This is a genomic window from Actinomadura sp. ATCC 39365, from assembly GCF_054392275.1.
Window position 1 is genome coordinate 2,022,531 of record NZ_CP184335.1, and the last position, 26,225, is coordinate 2,048,755.

Here is a 26,225-nt window from a genome sequence, read left to right on the forward strand (position 1 = left end):
GTCTGGCCCGTTCATGCGCCGAGGGGGCGGCATGAGCAGGGCGTCCCGAGCGCACCAGCGTCTCGCGGTCCGCTACTTCGACGACCGCATCCTGCTCACGGACACCTGCGCGTGGGCGTACTTCCGGCTTCCGACGGTCAGCTACGAGTTCGTCACGCCGGAGGAGCGCGAGGCGCTGGCCACCAACGTCACGATCGCGCTGGCCGCGATCAGGATGCCCGACGCCGAGGTCCACCTGCGGGTCGCGCACCGCACCTACCCGGCGGCCGAGTGGGCGATGGCGCTCAACGCCACCTCCGACGAGGGGCCGGGCTGGCGCGACTACCTGGAGGAGATGTACCGGCACGTCTGGGCGAAGGACTTCTGGTCGAAGGAGGTCTACCTGGGCGTCCGCCTCGGGCCGCGCGGCAAGCAGCTCGGCAGCGGCGTGCTCGCCCAGCTCCTCGGCTTCTACCAGAAGACCGAGAAGGCGCTCGGCATGGAGGACGACCACGTCCCGGACAGCGAGATCGGCCGCTGGACGGAGTCGGCCGAACGGCTGGGCCGGGCCCTGGCGTCCAGTGCCCTGTACGCCAGGCACGCCACGTCCGTCGAGGTGGCCTGGCTGTTCCAGCACGCCGCCGCCGGAGCGGTCGGCGACCCGCCGTCCTCGGCCAGCCCGAAGCGGCGCTGGGGCAAGGGCGAGATCGAGTCGCTGGTCGAGGGCGAGATCCACAACGGCAGGTCGTTGCTGCGGATCGTGCAGCCGCAGGGCGACTCGTACGTGGCCCACCTGTCGTTCGCCCGCTTCCCCGACCTCATGCCGTTCCCCGACGGCGAGCCGTGGATGCACTTCGCCGACCAGCTGCCCTTCCCGGTGGAGATCTCGTCCAGGATGCGGCTGATCCCGCCGGTCAAGGCGTCGAAGGACGTCGCGCGCAAGCTGGCCCACGCCCGCGACATGGACCACCACATCCGTGAGGCGGGCGCCGAGGCGCCGATCGCGCTGGCCGAGCAGATCGACGCGGCCCGCATGCTCGAACACGGCATCACCAAGGAACGACTGCCCTTCGTGTACGGCTGGCACCGCCTGATCATCTCGGCCCCCACGGAGGACATCTGCGTGCAGCGGGTCGAGGCGGTCGTCGAGCACTACCGCGACATGGGCATCGACGTGGTGAACTCGACCGGCGACCAGTTCTCGTTGTTCTGCGAGACGCTGCCGGGCGAGAAGGTGCGCGTCAACGCCTACGCCCAGCGCCAGCCGCTGCGGACGATCGCGGGCGGCATGGCCACGGCCACCGTCGACCTCGGAGACCGGCTCGACGACGGCAGTGAGGGCTGGCTCGGGCCGTATATCGGGGAGACGGTCGGCAGGGCGCGCAGCATCGTGCACTTCGACCCGCTGCTGGCCGCGAGCCGCAACCGGCCGACCGCCATCGCGATCACCGGCGAGCCGGGCGGCGGCAAGACCACGCTCGCGCTGCTGATGATCTACCAGATGGCGCTGCGCGGGGTCACGGTCGCGGTGATCGACCCGAAGGGCGACGCCGAGTCGCTGGTCCAGCTCCTGGAGAAGCGCGGGCGCAAGGCCAGGGTGATCCCGCTGGGCTCGGCGGCGCCGGGGCTGCTCGACCCGTTCTCGTTCGGCGACGACATCGCGGCGAAGAAGACCATGGCGACCGAGACGTTGCGGCTGCTGCTGCCCCGCATGTCGGAGGAGCGCGAGTCGGCCATGATCCAGGCCGTGGCCGCGGTCTCCAACGGCCCCGACCCGTCGCTGGGCAAGGTGGTCGACTACCTGGAGCAGGCCGACGACCCGGCCTCCAAGAACCTGGGCGCGGTGCTGCGTTCCATGTCGGAGATGCACCTGGCCAGGCTCTGCTTCGACCCCTCCGGCGGCGACCAGATCGACAGCGAGGGGTGGACCACCGTGTTCACCCTGGGCGGCCTGACGCTGCCGGACGTCGCCACGACCAGGGACGACTACTCCTACGAGCAGCGACTGTCGGTGGCCCTGCTCTACCTGGTCTCGCAGTTCGCCCGCAGGCTGATGAACGGCCTCGACCGGCGGGCCCCCAAGGCGATCTTCCTGGACGAGGCGTGGGCCATCACCTCCACGCCGGAGGGCGCCAAGCTGGTCCCCGAGGTCAGCCGCATGGGCCGGTCCAGGAACACCGCGCTCGTCCTGGTCTCCCAGAACGCCGGAGACCTGCTGAACGAGCAGGTGACCAACTGTCTGTCCTCGGTGTTCGCGTTCCGTTCCACCGAAAGGGTGGAGGTGGACCACGTCATGTCGCTGCTCGGCGTGGAGCCGTCGGAGGAGCACAAGGCCGTGCTCCGCTCGCTCGGCAACGGCGAATGCGTATTCCGTGATCTGGATGGCAGAGCCGGGCGCATCGGAGTAGACCTGATCTCCGAAGAACTGCTCCGCTGGCTCGACACGAACCCGACACACGACAAACCAGACGGTGGCGGGCATGATGATCTTCGAGGGGGCGTGGGCAGGGCGCAGGAGGTACGGTCATGAAGATCCGACTATCCCGACGACTGGCGCTGGCGCTCGCGCTCGTCAGTGCCGTCCTCGTGGTTCCGCTGGTGGTGGGCGGTTTCTCCACGCCCGTCGCCGCGGCGCCCTGTGACCTGTCGGGGCCGCTCAACCCCGAGATGATCGGCGGCGGCACCGACGGCATGATCCAGCCGCCGCCTCCCGCGGGCGGCGTCCAGGCCCCGACGACGAACTACGGCCAGTTCGGCATGGCCGGCCAGTTCTGGCAGACCCACGGGCTCGGCTGCTCCGACTACGTCGCCGTGCTCGGCAACATGTGGGCCAACGGCGTCTTCACCGCGGCCAAGGCCATCGACCGGCTGACGATCACGACGTACCAGGCGGCCGCGACGGAAGGGCCGCTCCAGTCGATCAAAGACGTCGTCGACGACATCGTCCAGAACCTGTCCGAGGCCATGTACTGGCCGTTCCTGCGGCCGATCGTGATCCTCGGCGCCATCTGGCTCGCCTGGTACGGCCTGATCCGCAAGCGGGCCACCACCACCGCCGAAGGCGTGATCTGGATGGTCCTCGCGGTCACCGTGGCCGTGTGGTTCTTCAGCAGGCCCGGCGACTTCACCGGGCTCGGCAAGGTCGTGACCGACAAGACGGGCGAGGTGGTCAACTCCGCCTTCTCCGGCCTGCCGGGCGCCGGCGGCGCGTCCTGCCTGCCGCCACCCGGCCAGACGAACCCGCAGGTCAAACCGGGCGGTTACGGCCAGGTCGGCACCGCGGGCGTCGACCAGAACGCCGACGCCCTGTGGTCCACGCTGGTCTGCAAGCCGTGGCTGGTGGGCATGTTCGGCACCTCCGACCCGCAGCAGCCGATCGTGCGCGACTTCGGGCGCAAGATGCTGGAGACCCAGTCGATCGCCCCCGCCGTGGCCGGCCAGCCTGCCCCCGACATCGCCGCCCACCAGGCCGAGTACGCCAAGGTCGCCGAGCTGCTCAAGAACGACTCCCGCTACACCGTCTTCTCCGGCCGCGACTGGTCGAGCAGGCTCGGCGTGGCCGTCGGCGCGCTCATCGCGGCGGTGGTGGCCGGATTGCTGATCTTCCTGGTGGCGGTCTCGCTGCTGGTGCTCAAGGTGGGCTTCCTGCTGCTGCTGATACTCGGGCCGGTGTTCCTGCTGGTCGGCGTACATCCGGGCAGCGGGCGCATCATCGCCATGCGGTGGGTTGAGATGCTCGTCGGCACGCTGCTCAGGCAGGCGGTGCTGACGCTCGTGCTCAGCGTCCTGGTCTACGGGTATGCGCTGATCATCTCCACGGCCATGCCCTGGGGGCTCCAGGTGCTGTTCATGGCCCTGCTGACGATCGCGGTGTTCTTCTACCGGCGTCCGTTCCAGCACCTGTTCGCGTCCTTGAGCGGCCACACGGTCACCACCCGCATGCTCGGCGACGCCGCGAGCTCGCCCGTCCTGGAGCGGGCCGCGAACGTGTTGCCGCCGGTCGCCGGGGCCAAGCTCGGCCGGTGGGGCCTGCGCAAGGCCGAGCCGCTCATCAGGGCGGCGGCGGCCGGCAGCGGCGCGGGCGCGGCGGCCGGGGCCGCGGTCGCCCAGGCGCGGATGCGCGGCGAGGAGGGCGAGGGCGTCTCGGCCGGCACCCGCATGCCGGTGGCGGCCGCGCCGCTCGACACCGACCAGCACGGCGGCAAGGCGGGGGCCAGGCCCCCGCTCGAACCCCGCAGGGGCACCGCGCCCCCGCTCAACCTCGGCGGCCAGTCCGGCAGGACGCGCGGCGCCGCGGCCGGCGGCTCCGGTGGCGCTGCGGCGGGCGGCACCCCGTCCGGGGGCATGGCCTCGGGGGCCACGGCCTCCGGCGGCGGTTCCAGCAGCGGTGCCGGCGGCGGTGGCTGGTTCGGCGGGCGGTCGGGCGGCGGATGGGCCTCGCGCGGCGGTGCTTCGGGCGGCTCGCGTAACGGGTCGTCGGGCGGCTCGCGGGGCTCCCGGTTCGGCGGGTCGGGCGGGTCGGGTGGCTCGCCGTCCTCGGGGTCGCGGTCGCGTGGCTCCGGTGGCGGGCTGTTCGGCGGCGGTTCGGGGGCCGGGTCCGGCGGGTCCGGCGGGCTTCTCGGCGGAGGCGGTGGCGGGTCCAGGAACGGTGGCGGATCCAGGAACGGAGGCGGGTCGCGGAACGGTGGCGGGTCCAGGTCCGGAGGGTCTGCGTCCCGGCCGTCCGGTGCGTCGTCGGGGTCCAGGATCTTCGGCTCGGACGAGCCGTCGTCCCGCTCGTCCGAGGCGCCGCCGCTGTGGCTGCGCGGCAGCGGCAACGGCGGTTCGGGTGACGATCCGTCGGTGCCGTTCTGGCTCAAGCCCAACCGAGGCAAGGACTGACAGTGGCTCAGTCCGGTGACAAGCGCGGGCTGGCCTTCGCCGCCATCGTCGTGGTCATCGCCGCGGTCGGCGTCTACCTCACGATGTGGCCCAGCTCGGACGATCCGCCCGAGCAGGCCCCGGCAACGGGCGCGACGTCCGCGTCCGCGCCCACGGCGGCGAGCAAGCCGCTGGCCACGGCCAGCGCCGCGCCGTTCGACGTCTACTCGTACCTGCCGATGAAGAAGGAGCAGCTCGCCGCGGCGGCGGACCTCGCCGAGCGCTTCACCGCCGTCTACGGCACCTTCAGGTACGACGAGGAACCGGCGGCGTACGCCACGAGGGTCAAGACGTTCACCACCGCCGAGCTGGGCAACATCCTCGCCCGGACGCTCACCTCGGCGGGCACCGTCCAGCAGAACCGCGACGACCAGATCGTCTCCCAGGCCACGGCCAGGCTGAAGGAGATCAGGCAGATCGAGAAGACCTCCATCGTCTTCGTCGTGACCGAGACCAGACAGGTCACCGCGAAGAGCGGCAACAGGCAGGACGTCGAGGACCTGGCGGTCACGGTGAGCCAGCTCGGCGCCGACTGGCGGATCTTCGACGTGCTGCCCGCCACCGAGGGCCAGGACGGGGACAGCTAGCGGTGAAGCCCTCCCCAACCCGCCTGGCGCTGCTGCTCGGTCTCGCCGGGATCCTGCTCCTGGCCGCGATCATCATCTCGCCGATGCTGCTGGTCACGATGCCGTCCTTCCTGAACGGCGGCGGCGAGGGCTCGGTCGACTGCGAGGGCGGCACCCAGGTGCAGGAGGTGTCCGACTCGGGCGCCGCCGACATCCCGGGCGAATACCTCGACCTGTACAAGAAGTGGGGCAAGAAGATCGGCGTCCAGTGGACCATCCTGGCCGCCGTGGGCAAGCGCGAGACCGACCACGGCCGTTCCGACCTGCCCGGCGTCAAGAGCGGCACCAACTACGCGGGCGCGGCCGGGCCGATGCAGTTCCTGATCTCGACCTGGGGCGGCAAGGCGCAGATCCCGATCTCCTCGACGTTCAACGGGTACGCCTCCGATGGCGACGGCGACGGCGTGGGCGACGTCTACAACCCCGCCGACGCCATCCTCGGGGCCGCCAAGATGCTCAAGCGTAACGGCGCGCCCGAGAACGTCCGGCGGGCCCTGTTCACCTACAACCGCGCCTGGTGGTACGTCGACCAGGTCGAGGAGATCGCCAGGAAGTACGCCAAGTCGGGTGAGGTGGAGGTGCCGCCGCAGGCCTCCGAGGAGTGCGACGACCCCCTGGTGGCGGCCGCGCCCAGCGACGTCGTGGCCAAGATCCTGCAGTACGCGCTGGCGCAGCGCGGAAAACCGTACCTGTGGGGCGGCACCGGACCGGACGCGTTCGACTGCTCGGGCATCATCTACGCGGCCTACCGGGCCGCCGGGCTGAGCATCCCGCGCACCACGTTCACGCAGTGGCCGTTCGGGGTGAAGGTGTTAGCGGGCCAGGAACAGCCCGGTGACCTGGTGTTCTTCAACGCCGGTCCGGGCACGTCGGCCGACAACCCCGGCCACGTCGGGCTGATCGTGTCGAAGGGCAAGATGCTGGAGGCCCGGTGCACGCTCTGCGGGCCGATCAAGGTCACGAGCTACCAGGCGCGTGACAACAAGGTGGGCTTCACCCGTCCCCTGCAGAACCCCGATGTGCTCGACCAGCTCAAGAAGCTGCAGAATCCCGCACTATGAGGATGACGAACGCATGAGCACGATCGTGGTCGCGGCGGTGATCGTCGCCCCCGGCGGCAGGGTGCTGGCCGCGCAGCGCGCCGCGCCCGCCGCGCTGGCCGGAGGCTGGGAGTTCCCCGGCGGCAAGGTGGATCCGGGGGAGAGCGAGGTCGCCGCGCTGGTCCGGGAGTGCCGCGAGGAGCTCGGCGTGGAGATCGCGGTGGGCGCGCGCGTGGGCGAGGACTGGGCGCTGTCGGAGGGGTACGTCCTGCGCGTCTGGCTGGCCACGCTCACCTCCGGCACGCCCGAGGCCCGTGAGCACCTGGCTCTTCGCTGGCTGGGGCCGGGGGAGTACTACGACGTGGAGTGGCTGGGGGCCGATCTGCCGATCATGAAGACCGTGGAGAGTCTGCTCCAGCAGGATTAGACCGTCTCTCTCTGTGACATAACGATTACTACACGTGATTTGTCGCAGTGGGGGAGTGGAGTGATGCGGCGTGGCTGGATCCTTTCTGGAGCGCTGATCCTGGTGGCGTTGCCCTCCGTGCCCGTGGCGGCGGCGGGGGTGACGCTCGTGCTCGAACGCGTGAGCGGCCCCGAGGGGGTGGGGCAGTGGATCAGGACGGGTGACGTCCAGCGTTTCAGGGTCCGGCTCAACGGGATGGGCAAGGGGGCCAAGATCGCGGTGGCGACCAGCCCGGCGGCGGCGTTGTCGGGGTTGGCCTGCCCGTCGTCCTCCGGCGCTTCCCGGCTGTCGGCCGATGGGGCTGAGGACTCCGAGGGTTTTGGTGGGGGCGGGCTGGTTCCGGCATCTGAAGGGGAACCCGTGCCGGGGCCGTGGAGCGCCGGAAGTGTGACGGATCCGGATGTCGGGGCGTTCCCGGAGGAACCGGAGACGTGGCGGCCGTCGCGGGGCGGGCGCCTGACCCGGGCGGAGGCCGGTCGCGGCGCGCCGCAGGTGGGGGCCGACCGGGAGGCGGCACAGTTCGGTCCGGGCGCGCCGGACTCCCCGCACGTCGGGGCCGGTCAGTGGATGCCGCCGGAGCGCGCGGCCCAGGGGATGCCACGCGCCGAGGCCGGACAGAGGGCGCCGCGCGCCGAGGCCGGACAGGGCGCGCCGTGGGCTGAGGGCGGTCAGGGCGCGCTGTGGGCCGAGGGCGGTCGGGGCGTTCCTCGGGCTGAGGACGGTCAGGGGATGCTTCCGGCCGAGGGGGGTCCGGGTGGGGGGCAGGTCGGTGGTGGGCGGCAGGCGGCCGGGGTGCTGGCCGCGCGGGCGCTGGCCGGCGAGGAGGGTGCGGCTTCCGGCGGCGGTACGCTGCCCGGCGCGCAGGTCTGCGCCCTTGGGACGGTCTACGGGGAGCGGGCGTTGGACGTGACCTTCCAGGCACCCGAGGGGGCCAAGGAGGTGGTGCTCGCCGCGGTGGCCAGGATGCGGACGCCCTCCGGTGGGCTGACCACCATCAACAGGACCACGTCCATGCAGGTGGCCGAGGAGATGCCGCGCGAGGCCGCCACGATCAGCGGTCAGGCGGTGCCCGTTCCGGCCACGGCTCCCCACAAGCGGCGGCGGCCGGGCCGGCAGGTGCCAGGCGCACGGGGGCGGCAGCCGGGCGCCGCCGGGCTTCTGGCGGGGACGGGTGGAGGCGTCGCCGGGCTGGCGCCGGGGGCGGGGGGAAGGCGCGAGGCGTCCTCCCCGGCGCGGCCGGGACGACGGCGGGAAGGGGCGTCCTCCCCGGAGGGGCCGCAGGCTCGCCGATCACCGGTGGAGCCCGAGGGGCGCTCCCGCGCGTCGGCGGCGGGGGCGTGGCGCGGGCACCGCGGGCGGGAGGCACGGGCGGAACCCTGGGGGCGTTCCCGCGGGCGGGCGGCATGGGCCAGGGCGCTGTCCCCGGAGCGACCGGCCGCGTGCCCGGCGGCGCGCGGGGGACGGCACAACGCGGCCTCCCCGGCGGCCTGACGGCAGGAAGCCTGCCTGGCGGCGCGGCGAGCGGCTTGCCGGGCGGGCTGGCGGGGAGCCTGCCCGGTGGTGCGGCGCACGGAGGGTTGTCCGGCGCGGCAGGGCTGCAGCAGGGCGGGGTGCCCGGGACGACACATCAAAGCCTGTCCGGCGGCGCGGTATCGGGAAGCCTGCCCGGCGGCATGCCACCGGGGAGCGTGGCCGGAGGTGTGGCCCCGGGGAGCGTGGCCGGGGGTGTGGCGCCAGGAGGCGTCGCCGGGGGCATGATGCCCGGTGGCATCCCAGGGGGCATGACGCCTGGAGGCATGGTGCCGGGGGGCGTCGGTGGTGCGGTGTCGGGGTTCGGCGGGGTGCAGGCGGGTGCGGTTCCCGGCGGCGGGGTGGTGAGCCTGGCGCCGCAGTCGGGGGCCGGGGCGCCGTGGCCGGTGCAGGTCGTGGAGGCGCGGAAACCGATTCGTCCGGTCGCGTACGCCAGCCCGCTGGACGGGCCGCGCGGCTTCTCGCTGGTCATCGGGGCGATCGGCGTCCTGCTGGGGGCCTTGTGGCTGGTTACGCGAGCAAAACGCCGCCATAAGCCGCGAAACGTATGGTAATTCCGTCTTTACTGTTGCTTTGACCCGACTAGTATTCCCTTGACCATGGTTCCGGGACTATGCGGAGGGCTCCGGTGGCACGCACGCGAGCGACGGCCGTGTCCGCGATCGTGCTGGCGCTCGGGCTCACGGGCGCCGGCGTGGCTCCCTTCGTCGGTCAGAGCGCGAGCGCTTCGGTCGGTCGCGCGGCGTTCGACCCGGCCGTGGAGCCGTGCGACGCGGGCCAGACCTGCGATCCGCAGACCACGGTCACGGTCACGACGACGTTAGGCACGCCCACGCCGGAGGAGGCTCCGGAGACGACGATCACCCACACCGTCACCGCGAGCCCGACGAAGACCACGAAGGCCCCGAAGCCGCCCAAGACCACCACGGCGCCCACGCCGCCGCCCGTCCAGGAGACGACGCAGCAGCCGCTGGCGCCCCTGCCCACCGCGCAGACCACGGCCGGGCCGCTGCCCACGGAGCAGACGACGGAGCCGTCCGTCGAGATGCCGTCCGTGGCGCCCACGGACCCGCCCACCACGCCCCCGTCGCTGACGGCCGACACCGCCGCGAGCACGGACTCGGTCCAGCTCGAGGTGCGCAACGCCGCGCCGGAGTTCGACCAGAAGTCGCTGACGCAGAAGCTCAGCATCCCGGCGCTGGTGCTGGTCCTGCTCGCGCTGTTCGCGGTGCTCATCTTCGAGGGACGGCTGCGCCGCATGGCCCACGCGGCGGCCGTGCGCAAGGCGGGCCCCCGATGGGCTCCCCGATGGGCCGCCCGGACGCGCCGCCGCCCGGCTACCCCGCCGGACCCGGTTACGCCACGGCGTCCTTCCCCGCCCCCGGCTACCCGGGCGGCACGGCGTACGCGCCGATCATCAGCTTCGTCCCGATCCAGACCTACCCGACCGGCCAGCCCGGCTACGGCCCGGTCCACCACGACCCGGCCTACCACGACCCGTACGGGCCCCAGGGCGGCTACCCGCCCGAGCCGGCGCCGACCATGCCCGCCACCATGCCGGCGACCGCACCCGAGCCCGTCGTGCTGCACCCGGACGAGTTCGACTCCTACAACGAGCCGCCGCAGCCCGCCCAGGACTACCGTGACCCGTTCGAGCCGCTGATCCCGGCCGAGCAGCCGCCGGGCGACATCCCGCCGGGCGGCGGGAAGCCGTACGAGGACGAGCGGGAGTTCCCGCTCGCCCCGGCGGCGGCGGCCGAGAGCGGCGACTCCGAGCCCTGGCAGCAGGGCCCGTCCCTGTTCGAGCCGAAGCAGCCGGTGCAGCCCCGCCCGCCGGGTCGGCCGCAGGGCGAGCAGCCGGGGCCGCCGGAGGGGTACCAGCCGCCGCCGTACCTGCCGCCGGAGGGGGACGCCGCGACGGTCGTCCAGCCGTTGCCGCCGCAGCCCCCGGAGGGCGCCACCAAGGAGATGCAGGACCCCAAGCACCGGAAGAAGCGCTGGGGCCGCAAGTAGCGGAACGCGGAAGCGGGGGCCGGACGGATCCGGCCCCCGCTTCCGCTGTGTCGCCTACTTGGCGCGCTTGAAAATCTTGTTGCCCAGCCAGACCAGCGGGTCGTACTTGCGGTCGGCCACGCGCTCCTTCATCGGGATCAGCGCGTTGTCAGTGATCTTGATGTGCTCGGGGCAGACCTCGGTGCAGCACTTGGTGATGTTGCAGTAGCCGAGCCCGTGCTCCTCCTGGGCGGACTCCTGCCGGTCGGCCACGTCGTACGGATGCATGTCCAGCTCGGCGATCCGCATGAGGAAACGCGGACCGGCGAAGGCCGGCTTGTTCTCCTCGTGGTCGCGGATCACGTGGCAGACGTTGTTGCACATGAAGCACTCGATGCACTTGCGGAACTCCTGCGAGCGCTCGACGTCGACCTGCTGCATGCGGTACTCGCCGGGCCGGACGCCCGCCGGCGGGGTGAACGAGGGGATCTCGCGGGCCTTCTGGTAGTTGAAGGACACGTCGGTGACCAGGTCTTTGATGACGGGGAAGGTCCGCATCGGGGTGACCGTGATGGTCTCGTCCTCGGAGAAGGTGGACATCCGGGTCATGCAGCCCAGGCGCGGCTTGCCGTTGATCTCCATGCTGCACGAGCCGCACTTGCCGGCCTTGCAGTTCCAGCGCACGGCCAGGTCGGGGGCCTGCGTCGCCTGCAGCCTGTGGATGATGTCGAGGACGACCTCGCCCTCGTTCACCTCGACCGTGAAGTCCTCGAGCTTGCCCTCGCCGCCCTCACCACGCCAGACCTTGAACTTCGCCTTGTAACTCATTTGGCAATCCCGTCGAACTCGGCCATCTCTTCGTCGGTGAGGTACTTCTTCAGCTCGTCCCTGTCGAACAGGGTGATCAGGTCGCCGCGCATGGACGGCTGGACCTTCTCCACGACCTGGACGTCGTTGCCGTCCTCGGTGGAGCAGACGAGCAGCTTGCGGCGCCATTCCGGGTTCATCCCGGGGAAGTCGTCGCGGGTGTGGCCGCCGCGGCTCTCCTCGCGCAGGAGGGCGGCGCGGGCCACGCACTCGGAGACCAGGACCATGTTCCGCAGGTCGATGGCCAGGTGCCAGCCGGGGTTGTAGATCCGCGAGCCGGCCGCGCCGACCTGGCGCACGCGCTCCTTGAGCTTCTCCACGACCTCCATGGCCTCGGAGACCTCCTCGGCCTTGCGGATGATGCCGACCAGCTCGTTCATCGTCCGCTGCAGCTCGTGGTGCACCTCGTACGGGTTCTCGCCGTCGCGCTGGAGGGGCGCCAGGGCCTCCTCGCGGGCCGCGTCCACCAGCTCCTGGACGACCTTGGGACGGGCCTTGAGCCCGTCGACGTAGGCCGCCGCGCCCGCGCCCGCGCGCCGCCCGAACACCAGCAGGTCGGACAGCGAGTTGCCGCCCAGCCGGTTGGAGCCGTGCATGCCGCCGGACACCTCGCCCGCCGCGAACAGGCCGGGCACGGCCGCCGCGCCGGTGTCGGCGTCGACCTCGACGCCGCCCATGATGTAGTGGCAGGTCGGGCCCACCTGCATGGGCTCGGCGGTGATGTCGACGTCGGCCAGCTCCTTGAACTGGTGGTGCATCGACGGCAGCCGCTTCTTGATCTCCTCGGCCGGCAGGCGGGTGGAGACGTCGAGGAAGACGCCGCCCTGGGGGGATCCGCGGCCGGCCTTCACCTCGGAGTTGATCGCGCGGGCCACCTCGTCACGCGGCAGCAGCTCCGGCGGGCGCCGGTTGTTGGCCTGGTCGGTGTACCAGCGGTCGCCCTCCTCCTCGGTGGTGGCGTACTTGTCCTTGAACACCTCGGGGATGTAGTCGAACATGAAGCGCTTGCCCTCGGAGTTGCGCAGCACGCCGCCGTCGCCCCGGACGGACTCGGTGACGAGGATGCCGCGCACGGACGGCGGCCAGACCATCCCGGTGGGGTGGAACTGGATGAACTCCATGTTGATCAGGTTGGCGCCGGCGAGCAGGGCCAGGGCGTGGCCGTCGCCGGTGTACTCCCAGGAGTTGGAGGTGACGACGTACGACTTGCCGATGCCGCCGGTGGCCAGGACCACGGCGGGGGCGTCGAAGAGCAGGAAGTTGCCGGTCTCGCGCCAGTAGCCGAACGCGCCGGAGATGCGGTCGCCGTCCTTCAGCAGGCGGGTGACCGTGCACTCGGCGAAGACCTTGATGTAGGCCTCGTGGTCGCCGTGCGTCTCGAAGTCCTCCTGCTGCAGCGCGACGACCCGCTGCTGGAGGGTGCGGATCAGCTCCAGGCCGGTACGGTCGCCCACGTGTGCGAGCCGCGGGTACTCGTGACCGCCGAAGTTCCGCTGGCTGATCTTGCCGTCCTTGGTGCGGTCGAACAGCGCGCCCCAGGCCTCCAGCTCCCAGACGCGGTCGGGGGCCTCCTTGGCGTGCAGCTCGGCCATGCGCCAGTTGTTGAGGAACTTGCCGCCCCGCATGGTGTCACGGAAGTGCACCATCCAGTTGTCGTCGGAGTTGACGTTCCCCATCGCGGCGGCCGCGCCGCCCTCGGCCATGACGGTGTGGGCCTTGCCGAACAGCGACTTGCAGACGATCGCCGTGCGCTTGCCCTGCTGACGGGCCTCGATGGCGGCTCGCAGCCCGGCGCCGCCCGCACCGATGACGACGACGTCGTATTCGTGACGCTCGATTTCCACTGGAAGAAGTCCTTTATGCGAACGGGAAGGCGATGACGCCCTTGGCGACCATGCGGACGTAGAAGTCGGCGATCATGACCGAGAACATCGAGGCCCAGGCGAGCTGCTGGTGCTTGGCGTTGAGCTTGGAGACGAACGTCCAGGCCTTGTAGCGCAGCGGGTGACGGGAGAAGTGGTTGAGCCTGCCCGCGGTGATGTGCCTGCAGGAGTGGCACGACAGCGTGTACGTGTTGATCAGCACGGCGTTGACGACCAGGATCCAGGTGCCGAGGCCCTGCGGCTTGTGCACCAGCGCCAGGACGGCGTCGTAGGCCAGGACGAGGCCGATCACGATGGCCGCGTAGAAGAAGTACCGGTGGATGTTCTGCAGGATCAGCGGGAACCGGGTCTCACCGGTGTACTTGCCGTGCGGCTCCTGGACGGCGCACGCGGCCGGCGACAGCCAGAACGACCGGTAGTACGACTTGCGGTAGTAGTAGCACGTGAGCCGGAACCCGCCCGGCAGGCCGAGGATGAGCAGCCCCGGCGGCAGGGTGAACCAGTCGCCGATCGGCGCCCACCCGAACAGCCGCGCGCCCTCGGGGCACGCCGTGGTCAGACAGGGCGAGGCGAACGGGGCGATGTACGGATCGACGAAATAACTGCCGTCGATGATCGCCCACACGCCGTAGATGAGGAACGAACTGAGCCCGAGGAACGTGAGCAGCGGGACCAGCCACCACCTGTCGGTGCGCAGCGTGCGCACCTTCACCTGGGCACGTTGCCTTCTGATCGGGGCTTCGGGCGTCGTCTGGGTCATCGCGGACCTCTCCACCTCCCGCGGACCCTGCACACAGGGGGGTCCGGGTTCGTTTCGCTGGGCGCGCGTACGGCGGGTGCGGTACCGCTCTGGGCGCGCATTGGTGGGGGATACGTTACGACGACCGCATACGATTTTGTGAGCGGGGTCACTCACTTTTTCGATGACCCACTGTGATTCCTGTCACGTATACGCGTCAGGGCCGCGGACCGGGTGCCGGCAGCTTCACTACGGTCACGAAAAAATCATCTATTTGCCGGACAACACGGATAAATTGCTCAAAATCCACCGGCTTCGCGACATAGGCGTTGGCGTGCAGCCGGTAGCTGTGCAGGATGTCCTCCTCCGCCTCGGAGGTCGTCAGGATCACCACGGGGATCGTCCGCAGCGTGGCGTCGGCCTTGACCTCGCTCAGCACCTCCAGGCCGTTCATCCGGGGCAGGTTGAGGTCGAGCAGGATCAGGTCGGGCCGGGGCGCGCCGGCGTAGACGCCCTCCCGCCGCAGGTACGCCATCGCCTGCTCGCCGTCGTTGACCACGTTGAGCCGGTTGCGCACCTTGTTGAGGTCGAACGCCTCCCTGGTGAGCAGGATGTCCCCCTGGTCGTCCTCCACGAGGAGCACGTCGATCGGGCGCCAGTCCGTCATGCGTCGCCCCCCGCCGCCGGCAGCGTCCAGCGGAACGTCGTGCCCTGGCCGGCCGGCGCGGCGTCGAGCCAGAGCTGCCCGCCGTGGTACTCGACGATCTTCCGGCAGAGCGCCAGGCCGATGCCGGTGCCGGGGTACACGTCCCGGGGGTGGAGGCGCTGGAAGATCAGGAAGATGCGGTCGGCGTACTTGGGGTCGACGCCGATGCCGTTGTCGGAGCAGCTGAACTCCCACATGTCGCCCTTCCGCTCGGCCGTCAGGCGTACGCGCGGCGGGGCCTCGGAGCGGAACTTGACCGCGTTCTCGACGAGGTTCTGGAAGAGCTGGGTGAGCTGCAGCCGGTTGCCCTCGACCACGGGCAGGTCGTCGCGGGTGACGGTGGCGCCGGTGTCCTCGATCGTGGCCGACAGGTTCTCCAGGGCCCGGTCCAGGGCCTCGCCGGAGTCGGTCGGCACCCGTTCGCCGCTCACCCGGCCCACCCGGGAGAAGTCGAGCAGGTCGTTGATCAGGAGCTGCATGCGCTTGGCCCCGTCGACCGCGTAGTGGATGTACTGGCGGGCGCGGTCGTCGAGCTGCGGGCCGTACCGCTGCTCCAGCATCTGGGTGAAGCTGGCGACCTTGCGCAGCGGCTCCTGCAGGTCGTGGCTGGCGACGTAGGCGAACTGCTCCAGCTCGCCGTTGGACCGGCGCAGCTCGTCGGCCTGGTCGGCGGCCCCGCGCCAGGCCGAGACGATGCGGCGGCGCATGGAGTCGACGTGGCTGGACAGCTCGCTCAGCTCGGCCGGCCGGTCGACGCCGAGCCGGTGGTCGAAGTCGCCGGCGGCGACCGTGCGGACCTGCTCGGTGAGCTGGTCGATGGGCTTGAGCACGGCGTACCTGACGACGAACGCCAGGCCCGCCCCGCCCGCCAGCAGCACCCCGAACAGCACGATCAGCGCCACGTTGAGCCGGTCGAGCTGGGCGGCCACCTCGGGCCTCGGCCCCATGGCCCGCGCGTGCGCGATCATCGACATGGTGACCACCACGCCGGTCGCGAACGCGAACCCCGCCAGCACGCCGATGGCCAGGAACCAGCGGGCCGCCGGCAGCCTGCCGAGCCCGGTCGGCAGGTTCGGCGGCGGCAGCGGATGGATGCTCATGCCTTCCTCCTCGACACCAGGACCACCGCGAGATCGTCGCTGAGCGTTCCGGCGTGTTTGATCAGCCGGTCGAGGTCGATCACGCCGTGCTCGCGTACCAGCCCCACCAGGCCCTCGACGCCGAGCAGCTCCTTCTGCCCGCCGACGGCCGCCTCGATCAGGCCGTCGGTGTAGAGCATGATCGACCACTCCTCGCCCAGGGGCACGTCGATGACCGTCCACTCGGCGTCGGGGAAGATGCCGAGCGGCGGCCCCGAGGGCGTGCCGTCCACCACCGCGGGCACGCCGTCGCGGACCAGCACCGGCGGCGGGTGCCCGACCACGCGCATCCGGGCCTGGCGCAGGTCGGGCGTGAACGTGGCCATGCAGAGCGTGGTGAAGATCTCGGGCGCCTTGCGCTCGGCGCGCAGGAGGGCGTCCATCGTGCGCAGCAGCGTGTCGTCGGTCTGCCCGGCCAGCACCAGCGTGCGCCAGGCGATGCGCAGCGCCACGCCGAGCGCGGCCTCGTCGGGCCCGTGGCCGCAGACGTCACCCACCACGACGTGCACCGCGCCGTCGGGGGTCTGGACCATGTCGAGGAAGTCGCCGCCCAGCAGGGTTCCCTGGTTGCCCGGCAGGTAGCGGATCTGGTGCGTGATCGCCTCGGTGCGCAGCAGGGGCACGGGCAGCAGGCCGCTCTCCAGGCGGGCGTTCTCCTTCGCGGTCAGCTCGGCCTCGAACAGCCTGAGCTGGGCCAGGTCGGCGCGCTTGCGCTCCATGGCGTACCTGATCGACCTGGCCAGCAGGCGGGCGTCGATGTCCTGCTTGACCAGGTAGTCCTGGGCGCCCGCCTGCACGGCGGCAACGCCGACGTGCACGTCCCTGAGGCCGGTGAGGACCAGCACGGCCGCGTGCGGCGCGAGCGCCAGCACCTCCTCCAGCGCTTCCAGCCTGCTGGCGTCGGGCAGGGTGAGGTCGACGAGAACGCACTGGATCGTCGGGTCGAGCTTGGTCTTGGCCTCCTGGAGGCTGCGCGCCCAGAAGATCGTCGGTGGTGCCTCGGCCTGGTTGAGCAGTTCTTCGACGAGGAAGGCGTCGCCGTCGTCGTCCTCGATGAGGAGCAGTGTCAGCGGCTCGTTGAGGTTTGCCGTCACACGATGCCTTCCCGGGGGAGTCGGGCTGTTGCTGCTCATTCTGCGATGAGCTCGACCCCTTGCGGAAGCGTGCCTTCCTGGCCGGCCTCGACCACGAAGGCGAGCAGGGTCTCCCGGAACGCCTGCGCGGCCCTGGTCGGCTCGACGTCCTTGCGGTGGGCCAGGGCGATCGTCCGGCTCAGGCCCGGCGGGGCCAGCGGCGTGCCGGACAGCCCCGGCCGCCCGTCGAGCACCATCGACGGCACCACGGCCACGCCGAGCCCCGCCTCCACGAACCGCAGCACCGCGTCCATCTCGCCGCCCTGCACCGAGAACCTGGGCTCGAACCCGGCCTGGCGGCAGGCGGTGAGGGTGGCCTCGCGCAGGTCGTAACCGCGCCTGAACATCACCATCTGCCGGCCGCGCAGGTCCTCGATCCGCAGGTACGGCCCCCGCGCCCGCTCGTGGGAGGGCGCGACCACGACCAGGTTCTCCCGCAGGATCTCCTCGGTGACCAGCGACGGGTCGTCGCTCTGCAGCGGCATGATGATCAGCGACAGGTCGAGCTGCCCCCTGGCCAGCGCCCTGACCAGGTCACGCGAGCCGCCCTCCTCCACCAGCAGCTCCACCCCCGGGTACGCCCGGTGGAAGCGCGCCAGCGCGTCGGCCAGCAGGCCCGCGCACAACGACGGCGTGGCCCCCAGCCGCACCCGGCCCCGGCGCAGCCCCGCCAGCTCGGCCACCTCCTGCCGGGCGGTGTCGGCGTCGGCCAGCATCCGGCGGGCCAGCGGCAGCAGCGCCTCGCCCGCGGCCGTCAGCGTGACGTTGCCGCGCGCGCGGGAGAACAGCGGGGCGCCGAGGTCGTTCTCCAGGGCCTTGATCTGCTTGCTGAGCGAGGGCTGGGCGACCCGCATGCGCTCGGCCGCCTGGGTGAAGTGCCTGGTCTCCGCGACCGCGACGAAGTAGGCGAGCTGCTGCAACTGCATGTGATTTTCCTCGCACCGGCCGAGCATTTTTCCTTATGCCGACCGTATAAACCAAGCATCATAGCCGGAAGCTATGGAAACCAGATCCGCGATGACTTGGACGGATCATTGCTGGATACCTAGCGTTCAAACGTGACTGCCACGATAGAGCGCGGCGCCGCCACCGCGCCTGTTAACGCCCCCAAGGGTGCCTCGCCCGCACCGACGTCCAAGAAGCCGAGCCGGTTCCTGAGCTCGTCGAACGGCAAGAAAGTCGTCATGGCCGTCACGGGCGCCGTGATGGTGTCCTTCCTCGTCCTGCACATGCTGGGCAACCTCAAGATCTTCCTCGGCAAGGACTCGTTCAACGAGTACGCCGTCGCGCTGCGCACGCTTCTCGAGCCCATCGCGCCGTACCGGACGGTGCTGACGATCCTGGAGATCGGGCTCGTCGTCTCGGTCGTGCTGCACATGTGGGCCGCGATCTCGCTGGCACGCAAGGCGGCCAAGGCCCGCCCGGTCAAGTACGTGGCCAAGAAGTCGCAGGCCAACGGCTATGCCACGCACATCATGCGGTTCGGCGGCCTGACGATCCTGCTGTTCCTGGTCTGGCACCTGCTCGACCTGACCTTCGGCGTCGTCAACCCCAAGGGCTTCGACTCCGAGCCCGCCGACCGCATGGTCGCCGGCTTCGACGCCTCCCGCTGGTGGGTGACCCTCATCTACCTCGTGGCCGTCGTCATGGTCGGCCTGCACCTGCGGCACGGCATCTGGAGCGCGTTCCAGACGCTGGGCTGGGCCAACCGCAGCCGCTACCGTGGCCTGCGCCTGACGGCCGCCCTGGTCTCGGCGGTCCTGGTCATCGGCTTCCTGGCCCCGCCCCTCGCCATCACGTTCGGAGTTGTGAAGTGAAGTACACCGAAGGCTCGGAGATCCGGGACACCAAGGCGCCCGCCGGTCCCATCGAGGAGCGGTGGGAGAAGCGGAAGTTCAGCGCCAAGCTGGTCAACCCGGCCAACAAGCGCAAGCTCAACGTGATCGTCGTCGGCACCGGACTGGCGGGCGGCTCGGCCGCGGCGACCCTGGGCGAGCTGGGCTACAACGTCAAGTCCTTCTGCTACCAGGACACGCCCCGGCGTGCCCACTCCATCGCCGCCCAGGGCGGCATCAACGCCGCCAAGAACTACCGCGGCGACGGCGACTCGATCTACCGGCTCTTCTACGACACCGTCAAGGGCGGCGACTTCCGCGCCCGCGAGTCGAACGTCTACCGCCTGGCCCAGGTGTCGGTGAACATCATCGACCAGGCCGTGGCCCAGGGCGTGCCGTTCGCCCGCGAGTACGGCGGCCTGCTGGACACCCGCTCGTTCGGCGGCGCCCAGGTCTCCCGTACGTTCTACGCCCGCGGCCAGACGGGCCAGCAGCTCCTGCTGGGCGCCTACCAGGCGCTGGAGCGGCAGATCGCGGCCGGGACCGTGGAGATGCACACCCGCCACGAGATGCTCGACCTGATCGTCTCCGACGGCCGGGCGCGCGGCGTCATCGTGCGCGACATGGTGACCGGCGAGATCGAGCGGCACCTGGCCGACGCCGTGGTGCTGGCCACCGGCGGTTACGGCAACGTGTTCTTCCTGTCCACGAACGCCAAGGGCTGCAACACGACGGCCATCTGGCGGGCGCACGAGCGCGGGGCATACTTCGCGAACCCGTGCTACACGCAGATCCACCCGACCTGCATCCCGGTCTCCGGCGAGTACCAGTCGAAGCTGACGCTGATGTCGGAGTCGCTGCGCAACGACGGCCGCGTGTGGGTGCCGCTGCTCAAGGACGACGACCGGGCCCCCGGGGACATCCCGGAGGAGGAGCGCGACTACTACCTGGAGCGCATCTACCCGGCCTTCGGCAACCTCGTCCCCCGTGACATCGCCTCCCGCGCGGCCAAGAACGTCTGCGACGAGGGCCGCGGCGTCGGCCCCGGCGGGCTCGGCGTCTACCTCGACTTCCGCGACGCCATCGGCCGGCTCGGCCGCGACGCCGTGGAGAAGAAGTACGGCAACCTCTTCGAGATGTACGAGCGCATCACCGGCGAGAACCCGTACGACGTGCCGATGCGCATCTACCCCGCCGTCCACTACACGATGGGCGGCCTGTGGGTGGACTACGACCTGCAGTCCACGATCCCCGGCCTGTTCGTGATCGGCGAGGCCAACTTCTCCGACCACGGCGCGAACCGGCTCGGCGCCTCGGCGCTGATGCAGGGCCTGGCCGACGGGTACTTCGTGCTCCCGACCACGATCGGCGACTACCTGGCCAACGGCCCGTACGGCGAGGTCGACGAGGAGGCCGTGGCCGAGGCGGAGATCAAGGTCCGGACCAGGATCGACCGCCTGATGTCGGTGAACGGCACCCGCACCCCCGACTCCTTCCACCGCGAGCTGGGCAAGCTCATGTGGGACTACTGCGGCATGGAGCGCACCGAGGAGTCGCTGCGCAAGGCCCTGGAGCGCATCCCCGAGCTGCGCGAGGAGTTCTGGAAGAACGTCAAGGTGTCCGGCACCGCCGAGGAGCTGAACCAGGTCCTGGAGAAGGCCGGCCGCGTCGCCGACTTCTTCGACCTGGCCGAGCTCATGTGCCTGGACGCCCTCGTCCGCACCGAGTCCTGCGGCGGCCACTTCCGCGCCGAGTCGCAGGACCCCGACGGCGAGGCCCTGCGCGACGACGAGCACTTCGCGCACGTCTCGGCCTGGGAGCGCACGCCCTCCGGCGAGACGGTGCTGCACAAGGAACCGCTCGAGTACGACTACGTCAAGATGACCCAGCGGAGCTACAAGTGAACCTGACCCTCAAGGTCTGGCGTCAGAGCGCCCCCTCGGACGCCGGACGCATGGTGACGTACCGGGTGGAGGACGTGTCCCCGGACATGTCGTTCCTGGAGATGCTGGACGTGCTGAACGAACGGCTGATCGTGGAGGGCGACGACCCGATCGCCTTCGACCACGACTGCCGCGAGGGCATCTGCGGCATGTGCGGCATGGTCATCAACGGCGTGGCGCACGGCGAGCAGCGCGCCACGACGACCTGCCAGCTGCACATGCGCCACTTCGAGGACGGCGCCGAGATCACCATCGAGCCGTGGCGCGCCGCGCCGTTCCCGGTGGTCAAGGACCTGGTCGTGGACCGCAGTGCGTTCGACCGCATCATCCAGGCGGGCGGCTTCGTCTCGGTCCCGGCCGGCTCGGCCCCGGACGCGCACAGCGTCCCGGTGCGCAAGGAGGACGCCGACGCCGCGTTCGACGCCGCGACCTGCATCGGCTGCGGCGCCTGCGTGGCCGCCTGCCCGAACGGCTCGGCCTCCCTGTTCACCGCCGCCAAGATCACCCACCTCAGCCTGCTGCCCCAGGGCCAGCCCGAGCGCCTGACCCGCGCGAAGGCCATGGTGGACCAGATGGACGCCGAGGGCTTCGGCGGCTGCACGAACACCGGCGAGTGCACGGCGGTGTGCCCCAAGGGCATCCCGCTGGACACGATCGCCCAGATGAACAGCGACTACCTCAAGGCCAACGCCAAGTAGGCAGGTCGAGCAGGCCCCGTCCCGGTACACACCGGGGCGGGGCTTCTGCGTACGGACGGCTCGCGGCACATCTGGAGATTTCCGAACGAGCTGTAACAACGGGGGTGTTCGCCCCACTTCCCGGTGTCAGAAGAACGCACCAGGGACGAAGGGGCTGCGCGGTGACGGATGATTCCCACCGTTTCACCGGCATGTACGACGAATGCCGACAACGGGTGTGGGCCTACGCGGTCAGTCGTGCGGGCCGGCAGGTGGCCGACGAGGTGGTGAGCGAGACGTTCGCCATCGCGTGGCGGCGGCTGGACGACGTGCCGGAGCCGCCGCTGCCGTGGCTGCTCGGCGTGGCGCGCAACCTCCTACGCGACGACGCCCGCTCGCAGGCGCGCAGGGACGCGCTGGCCGCCGAGCTGAGCTCGTGGACCGAGGACGGCCGCCCGGACGTGGCCGAGCAGGTGACCGAGCGCATGGGCGTGCTGCGGGCGCTGGCAGAGCTGCACGAGGACGACCGTGAGGTGCTCATGCTGGTCGCCTGGCACGGGCTGTCGCCCAAGGAGGGCGCCCGGGTCGTCGGCTGCTCGTCGGCGGCCTTCCGCGTCCGGCTGCACCGGGCCAGGAAACGGCTCGCACGAGCCATGGAGTCCGCCGAACCGTCCCGTCACTACGTGCGCAACCTCAGCGAGGAGTGGTCATGAACCCGATGGACGAACTCCGGGCCGCGCGGCCCGCGCACCTCGGCGACCGGCCGGTGGACGAGCGCACCAGGGCCGCCGAGCTCGCGCGCGCCATGTCCGGGCCGCGGGGGTCCCGGCGGCGGCGCGCGGCCGGACGGCCGGTGTGGGGGCTCGCGGCCCTCGCGGCGGGGGCGACCGCGGTGGCCGTCGTGGTGGCGGGGAACGCGGCGCCGGCGCCCCGGAAGCAGGCTCCGCAGGCCGGGCAGAGCGCGTCCGCGACGCCGCGGAAGGTCACGCTGTCGGCCAGGGAGGTGCTGCTGGCCGCCGCGGAGAAGGCCGACCGGCAGCCCGACCGTACCGGCGACTGGTGGTACACCGTGACGGTGAGCAGGCACGCCTACCCCGCCGTCAAGGGCGGATACCTGGTCCTGGACCAGCAGCGCAACGAGGAGTGGACGCCGCGCGCGACCGGCGGCGAGCAGTGGAGCCGCACGCGCAGGCTCGGCGCGGTGCCCGCCGGGGAGGCCGACCGGCTGGCCTGGGAGCAGGCGGGCTCGCCCGCCGGGATCGAGGTGGTCGTGCCGATGAAGAAGGTGGCCCCGCTGACCCTGCGGACCGCCCCCGGGAAGGCCACGACCTCGCACAGCCCCCTGGTGGACGGCGACAAGGTGTTCTGGCTCGGCCGCAACGTCACGATGAAGGACCTGCGCGGCCTGCCGGACGAGCCGGCGAAGCTGAAGAAGTGGCTGCTCGACTCCTACGACGGGCATTCGACCGAGTCGTCCAGCGTGGAGATGTCCTCCGACACCTGGCTGTTCACGGTCAGCGTCGGGCTGATCGTCTCCATGCCGGTGACGCCGCAGGTGCGCGGCGCCGCCTTCCGCATGCTGGCCGGGCTCGACTCCGTCAAGGTCATCGAGAACGTCACCGACGCCGAGGGCCGTACCGGCACGGCCGCGGCCATCCAGCAGAGCGACGAGCGCACCGGCGTGCGGGAGAGCCGCCTGATCTTCGACGAGGCCACCGGGCGGGCGCTGGGCACCGAGAGCGTCGTGGTCGAGCCGCGCGGCCCGCAGAAGGCCCTTGAGCCGGGCACGGTGTCGAGCTCCGAGGCCGTCCTGGAGGCCGGCTGGACGGACGCCGGCCCCAAGCGCTGAGCCCTGCGGCGGCCCGTGCCGTCAGTCGCGCAGCAGGCGCAGGCGGAAGCGGGTCCCGGCCGGCTCTGAACGCACCTGGAGCAGGTCGCAGAGCTGGCGCACCACCCACAGGCCGTGCCCGCGCGGGGCGGTCGGGGCGGGCGGCAGGTAGCCGGGCAGGACGGCCGTCAGCTTGCCCGGGTCGGTGACGTCGCACACGACGGCGTTCCCGTCGGTCCAGATAGCGAGGTCGCCGTGCCCGCCGCCGTGCTCGACGGCGTTGGCGGCGACCTCGTTGACGGTCAGCAGCAGGCGGTCGGTCATGGCGCGGGACAGGCCGAGCCGTTCGGCGGTCGTCCGCACGTGCCGGCGCACGCGGTGCAGGTCGCCGTCGAAGCGCAGCCCGGTGGCCCCGGGCGGCGGAGGCGGCAGCGGGTCGTGGTCGGAGACGCAGCTGAAGGACTCGGGCTCGACGTAATCGGTGCTGGCGCGGGGGCCGTCACCGGTCAGCAGCCCCGGATGGGTACGGCGGGCGCCGGCGACGATCCGGTCCGGCACCGCGCGCGCGTCGAATGCGCAGACCATCCAGGCCGGCTGGACGGCGAACGCGGCGTTGACCACCGACTCGTACCGGGTCCACTCGGCCTCCTCGGCCGGTGTGCGGCCGTGCCAGACGGGCTCGCCGAGCACCCTGACGCGAGGATGGGCGTGCCGGTACGCGTCGAGGTAGCGGCCGTAGGAGGCCAGGGTGCGGCCCGGGGCGTCGTACCAGCCGCCGGCCTCGACGAACTCGACCTCGCCCGCGTCACCGCCGAGGGCCCGCGCGAGCAGGTCGATGTTGGCGGCCGTGGTGACCGCGAGCACCCTCTCCCGCGCGGCCAGCCCGTCGCGGCAGAAGGGGACGGCCGCGGCCAGGAAGCCGGCGTCGGTGGAGTAGACGAGCGCCTGGTGGACCAGCGGATGCTCGTCCGGCTGGTCGGCGACGGCGATCATGTGCGCCCCGTTTTCTCCGCGACGGCGAGCTGCTGCCCGGCCATGAGCGGTCGGAGGGGTCGGGCCGTTCTCAACGGTATATCTCCCGGGTGCGCGCATACAGGGTGTATGTCGGCACACCACGGTCACCATAGCCAATGGAGCAGGGAACCGGGCCGGGCTTGCCAAGATCTCCGGGGCCGGGGGCCGTACTAATTCGGTTGCAGGGGGTATGTCGTGTCTGGCCAGATAGATCGTGTTCTTGAAGGCGGCCGGGAGGAGGCGACATGGCGTACAACGAGGTGAGCGGCACCAGGCATCCGCTGCGGATGTGGGCGGAGCCGGAGACGGTCGACCCGCAGGCGATGCAGCAGTTGCGGAACGTGGCCAACCTGCCCTGGGTCCATGGCGTCGCCGTCATGCCCGACGTGCACCACGGCAAGGGGGCGACGGTCGGGTCGGTCATCGCGATGAAGGACGCGGTGTCGCCGGCGGCCGTCGGGGTGGACATCGGCTGCGGGATGACCGCCGTGAAGACGTCGTTCAAGGCGTCGCAGCTGCCCGACAACCTGGCCTACCTGCGGGGGAAGCTGGAGCAGGCGGTCCCCGTCGGCTTCCAGCACCACAAGCGGCCCGTCGATCCCGGCAAGGTGCACGGGATGCGGACGGCCGGGTGGGCGGAGTTCTGGCGCGAGTTCGACGATCTGGCCCCGGCCGTCCGCGCCCGCCGCGAGCGGGCCGAGGCGCAGATGGGCACGCTCGGCGGCGGCAACCACTTCCTGGAGGTGTGCGCCGACGACGAGGGCTGGGTGTGGGTGGTCCTGCACTCGGGGTCGCGCAACATCGGCAAGGAACTGGCCGAGCACCACATCGGGGTGGCCCGCGGCCTCTCCCACAACCAGGGCCTGGTGGACCGGGACCTGGCGGTGTTCCTCGGCCACACCCCGGAGATGGACGCCTACCGCCGCGACCTGTACTGGGCCCAGGACTACGCGCGCCGCAACCGGGCGCTGATGATGGGCCTGGTCTGCGACGTGCTGCGCCGCCACCTCCCCGGCATCACCTTCGACCAGCCCATCTCCTGCCACCACAACTACGTGGCCGAGGAGCGCTACGACGGGGTGGACGTGCTCGTCACCCGTAAGGGGGCGATCCGGGCGGGGAGCGGGGACCTGGGGATCATCCCGGGCTCGATGGCCACCGGCACGTACATCGTGAAGGGGCTGGGGAACCCGCGGGCGTTCAACTCGGCCTCGCACGGGGCGGGGCGGAAGATGAGCAGGACCAAGGCCAAGAAGACGTTCACGGTCAAGGACCTGGAGGAGCAGACGTTCGGGGTCGAGTGCCGCAAGGATCCCGGGGTGATCGACGAGATCCCGGGGGCGTACAAGGACCTGGAGTCGGTGATGGCCGCGCAGCGGGACCTGGTGACGGTCGTGGCGCACCTGCGGCAGCTCATCTCCATCAAGGGCTGAGGCCCGCACGGCCCTGACAGGGGCCGTGCGGGTGCGCGGTCACGCGGGACGGCTCAGGGGTGCGGGGCCGTCCCGGCGCGCTCCGAGGCGCTGCGCAGGACGCAGAACTCGTTGCCCTCGGGGTCGGTGAGCACCGCCCAGCCCGTGCCGTCCGGCTCGCGCAGGTCGGCGATCAGGGTGGCGCCCCGGCGCACCAGGCGCTCGACCTCCTCGTCGCGCGTGGAGTCGGGGCGCAGGCACAGGTGCAGCCGGTTCTTGGCCGCCTTCGGCTCCGGCACCTTGTTGAAGTGCAGGATCGGGCCCTCCTTCAGCATCACCCGCGTCTCCTCGTCACCCGGACGGTCCTCCGGGTGAACCGGACAGCCGGTCACCTCGCTCCAGAACCGGGCGAGCTCGTACGGGTCCGCGCAGTCGATCGCGACGTTCTGCAATACCGACACCATGGCTGGGATCCTGCCCCAAAGCAGGGCGCATG

23 protein-coding genes are annotated in these 26,225 nt (G+C 71.2%); 13 read left to right on the forward strand and 10 right to left on the reverse strand.

Annotated features, from left to right (window positions below; translation table 11 throughout):
• The first annotated feature begins 31 nt into the window (after window positions 1-31).
• From ACNF49_RS10290 to ACNF49_RS10315, 6 genes are all read left to right on the forward strand, one after another.
• The gene (locus ACNF49_RS10290) at window positions 32-2,509 is read left to right on the forward strand and encodes an ATP-binding protein (RefSeq protein WP_482943534.1); all 2,478 of its coding nucleotides are present in this window, start codon (window positions 32-34) and stop codon (window positions 2,507-2,509) included.
• Window positions 2,506-4,860 (forward strand): type IV secretion system protein, encoded by a 2,355-nt coding sequence (locus tag ACNF49_RS10295; RefSeq protein ID WP_482943535.1) that lies wholly within the window; start codon window positions 2,506-2,508, stop codon window positions 4,858-4,860. The genes ACNF49_RS10290 and ACNF49_RS10295 overlap by 4 nt, the downstream gene beginning before the upstream one ends.
• A 2-nt stretch (window positions 4,861-4,862) precedes the next feature.
• The gene (locus ACNF49_RS10300) at window positions 4,863-5,486 is read left to right on the forward strand and encodes a hypothetical protein (RefSeq protein ID WP_357974500.1); all 624 of its coding nucleotides are present in this window, start codon (window positions 4,863-4,865) and stop codon (window positions 5,484-5,486) included.
• A gap of 2 nt (window positions 5,487-5,488) precedes the next feature.
• Window positions 5,489-6,586: a C40 family peptidase gene (locus ACNF49_RS10305; RefSeq protein WP_482943536.1), complete on the forward strand. Its 1,098-nt coding sequence runs from the start codon at window positions 5,489-5,491 to the stop codon at window positions 6,584-6,586.
• 13 nt (window positions 6,587-6,599) lie between these two features.
• On the forward strand, window positions 6,600-6,992 hold the full coding sequence (locus tag ACNF49_RS10310; protein WP_352352927.1) for a (deoxy)nucleoside triphosphate pyrophosphohydrolase: 393 nt from the start codon (window positions 6,600-6,602) through the stop codon (window positions 6,990-6,992).
• A gap of 63 nt (window positions 6,993-7,055) precedes the next feature.
• Entirely contained in the window at window positions 7,056-8,522 is a 1,467-nt protein-coding gene (locus ACNF49_RS10315) for a hypothetical protein (protein ID WP_482943537.1), read from the forward strand.
• A 750-nt stretch (window positions 8,523-9,272) separates the two neighbouring features.
• Here ACNF49_RS10315 and ACNF49_RS10320 read toward each other — a convergent pair.
• On the reverse strand, window positions 9,273-9,845 hold the full coding sequence (locus ACNF49_RS10320; RefSeq protein ID WP_482943538.1) for a hypothetical protein: 573 nt from the start codon (window positions 9,843-9,845) through the stop codon (window positions 9,273-9,275).
• 12 nt (window positions 9,846-9,857) lie between these two features.
• On the opposite strand from ACNF49_RS10320, the gene ACNF49_RS10325 reads away from it, so the two are divergent.
• Entirely contained in the window at window positions 9,858-10,574 is a 717-nt protein-coding gene (locus ACNF49_RS10325; protein ID WP_482943539.1) for a hypothetical protein, read from the forward strand.
• Between the two features lie 54 nt (window positions 10,575-10,628).
• Here ACNF49_RS10325 and ACNF49_RS10330 read toward each other — a convergent pair whose 3' ends face one another.
• From ACNF49_RS10330 to ACNF49_RS10360, 7 genes are all read right to left on the reverse strand, one after another.
• The gene (locus ACNF49_RS10330; RefSeq protein ID WP_352324162.1) at window positions 10,629-11,381 is read right to left on the reverse strand and encodes a succinate dehydrogenase/fumarate reductase iron-sulfur subunit; all 753 of its coding nucleotides are present in this window, start codon (window positions 11,379-11,381) and stop codon (window positions 10,629-10,631) included.
• Window positions 11,378-13,264 (reverse strand): fumarate reductase/succinate dehydrogenase flavoprotein subunit, encoded by a 1,887-nt coding sequence (locus ACNF49_RS10335; RefSeq protein ID WP_357974490.1) that lies wholly within the window; start codon window positions 13,262-13,264, stop codon window positions 11,378-11,380. Before ACNF49_RS10335 ends, ACNF49_RS10330 begins: the two co-directional genes overlap by 4 nt.
• 13 nt (window positions 13,265-13,277) lie before the next feature.
• On the reverse strand, window positions 13,278-14,063 hold the full coding sequence (gene sdhC / locus ACNF49_RS10340; protein WP_357974488.1) for a succinate dehydrogenase subunit SdhC: 786 nt from the start codon (window positions 14,061-14,063) through the stop codon (window positions 13,278-13,280).
• A 196-nt stretch (window positions 14,064-14,259) separates the two neighbouring features.
• On the reverse strand, window positions 14,260-14,709 hold the full coding sequence (locus tag ACNF49_RS10345; protein WP_357974486.1) for a response regulator: 450 nt from the start codon (window positions 14,707-14,709) through the stop codon (window positions 14,260-14,262).
• The gene (locus tag ACNF49_RS10350) at window positions 14,706-15,848 is read right to left on the reverse strand and encodes a sensor histidine kinase (RefSeq protein ID WP_482943540.1); all 1,143 of its coding nucleotides are present in this window, start codon (window positions 15,846-15,848) and stop codon (window positions 14,706-14,708) included. The genes ACNF49_RS10345 and ACNF49_RS10350 overlap by 4 nt, the downstream gene beginning before the upstream one ends.
• A complete protein-coding gene (locus ACNF49_RS10355) occupies window positions 15,845-16,981 on the reverse strand; it encodes a PP2C family protein-serine/threonine phosphatase (RefSeq protein ID WP_357974482.1) in 1,137 nt (378 codons plus the stop codon). The genes ACNF49_RS10350 and ACNF49_RS10355 overlap by 4 nt, the downstream gene beginning before the upstream one ends.
• Window positions 16,982-17,016: 35 nt before the next feature.
• On the reverse strand, window positions 17,017-17,946 hold the full coding sequence (locus ACNF49_RS10360; protein WP_452424401.1) for a LysR family transcriptional regulator: 930 nt from the start codon (window positions 17,944-17,946) through the stop codon (window positions 17,017-17,019).
• Window positions 17,947-18,078: 132 nt separating this feature from the next.
• Between ACNF49_RS10360 and ACNF49_RS10365 the strand changes: the two genes are divergently transcribed.
• From ACNF49_RS10365 to ACNF49_RS10385, 5 genes are all read left to right on the forward strand, one after another.
• Window positions 18,079-18,837: a succinate dehydrogenase cytochrome b subunit gene (locus ACNF49_RS10365; RefSeq protein ID WP_357974476.1), complete on the forward strand. Its 759-nt coding sequence runs from the start codon at window positions 18,079-18,081 to the stop codon at window positions 18,835-18,837.
• Window positions 18,834-20,759 (forward strand): fumarate reductase/succinate dehydrogenase flavoprotein subunit, encoded by a 1,926-nt coding sequence (locus ACNF49_RS10370; RefSeq protein WP_357974473.1) that lies wholly within the window; start codon window positions 18,834-18,836, stop codon window positions 20,757-20,759. Before ACNF49_RS10365 ends, ACNF49_RS10370 begins: the two co-directional genes overlap by 4 nt.
• On the forward strand, window positions 20,756-21,496 hold the full coding sequence (locus ACNF49_RS10375; RefSeq protein ID WP_357974469.1) for a succinate dehydrogenase/fumarate reductase iron-sulfur subunit: 741 nt from the start codon (window positions 20,756-20,758) through the stop codon (window positions 21,494-21,496). The genes ACNF49_RS10370 and ACNF49_RS10375 overlap by 4 nt, the downstream gene beginning before the upstream one ends.
• 161 nt (window positions 21,497-21,657) lie before the next feature.
• Window positions 21,658-22,188, forward strand: a complete 531-nt coding sequence (locus ACNF49_RS10380; RefSeq protein WP_357974466.1) for an RNA polymerase sigma factor — start codon at window positions 21,658-21,660, stop codon at window positions 22,186-22,188.
• The gene (locus tag ACNF49_RS10385) at window positions 22,185-23,324 is read left to right on the forward strand and encodes a CU044_5270 family protein (RefSeq protein WP_482943541.1); all 1,140 of its coding nucleotides are present in this window, start codon (window positions 22,185-22,187) and stop codon (window positions 23,322-23,324) included. Before ACNF49_RS10380 ends, ACNF49_RS10385 begins: the two co-directional genes overlap by 4 nt.
• 21 nt (window positions 23,325-23,345) lie before the next feature.
• Here the strand turns inward: ACNF49_RS10385 and ACNF49_RS10390 are convergent, their stop codons facing one another.
• The gene (locus ACNF49_RS10390) at window positions 23,346-24,296 is read right to left on the reverse strand and encodes an anti-sigma factor RsbA family regulatory protein (RefSeq protein ID WP_482943542.1); all 951 of its coding nucleotides are present in this window, start codon (window positions 24,294-24,296) and stop codon (window positions 23,346-23,348) included.
• 266 nt (window positions 24,297-24,562) lie between these two features.
• Between ACNF49_RS10390 and ACNF49_RS10395 the strand changes: the two genes are divergently transcribed.
• A complete protein-coding gene (locus ACNF49_RS10395; RefSeq protein WP_357974457.1) occupies window positions 24,563-25,750 on the forward strand; it encodes an RtcB family protein in 1,188 nt (395 codons plus the stop codon).
• Window positions 25,751-25,803: 53 nt separating this feature from the next.
• Here the strand turns inward: ACNF49_RS10395 and ACNF49_RS10400 are convergent, their stop codons facing one another.
• Window positions 25,804-26,193: a VOC family protein gene (locus ACNF49_RS10400; protein WP_357974454.1), complete on the reverse strand. Its 390-nt coding sequence runs from the start codon at window positions 26,191-26,193 to the stop codon at window positions 25,804-25,806.
• Between the last annotated feature and the right edge of the window lie 32 nt (window positions 26,194-26,225).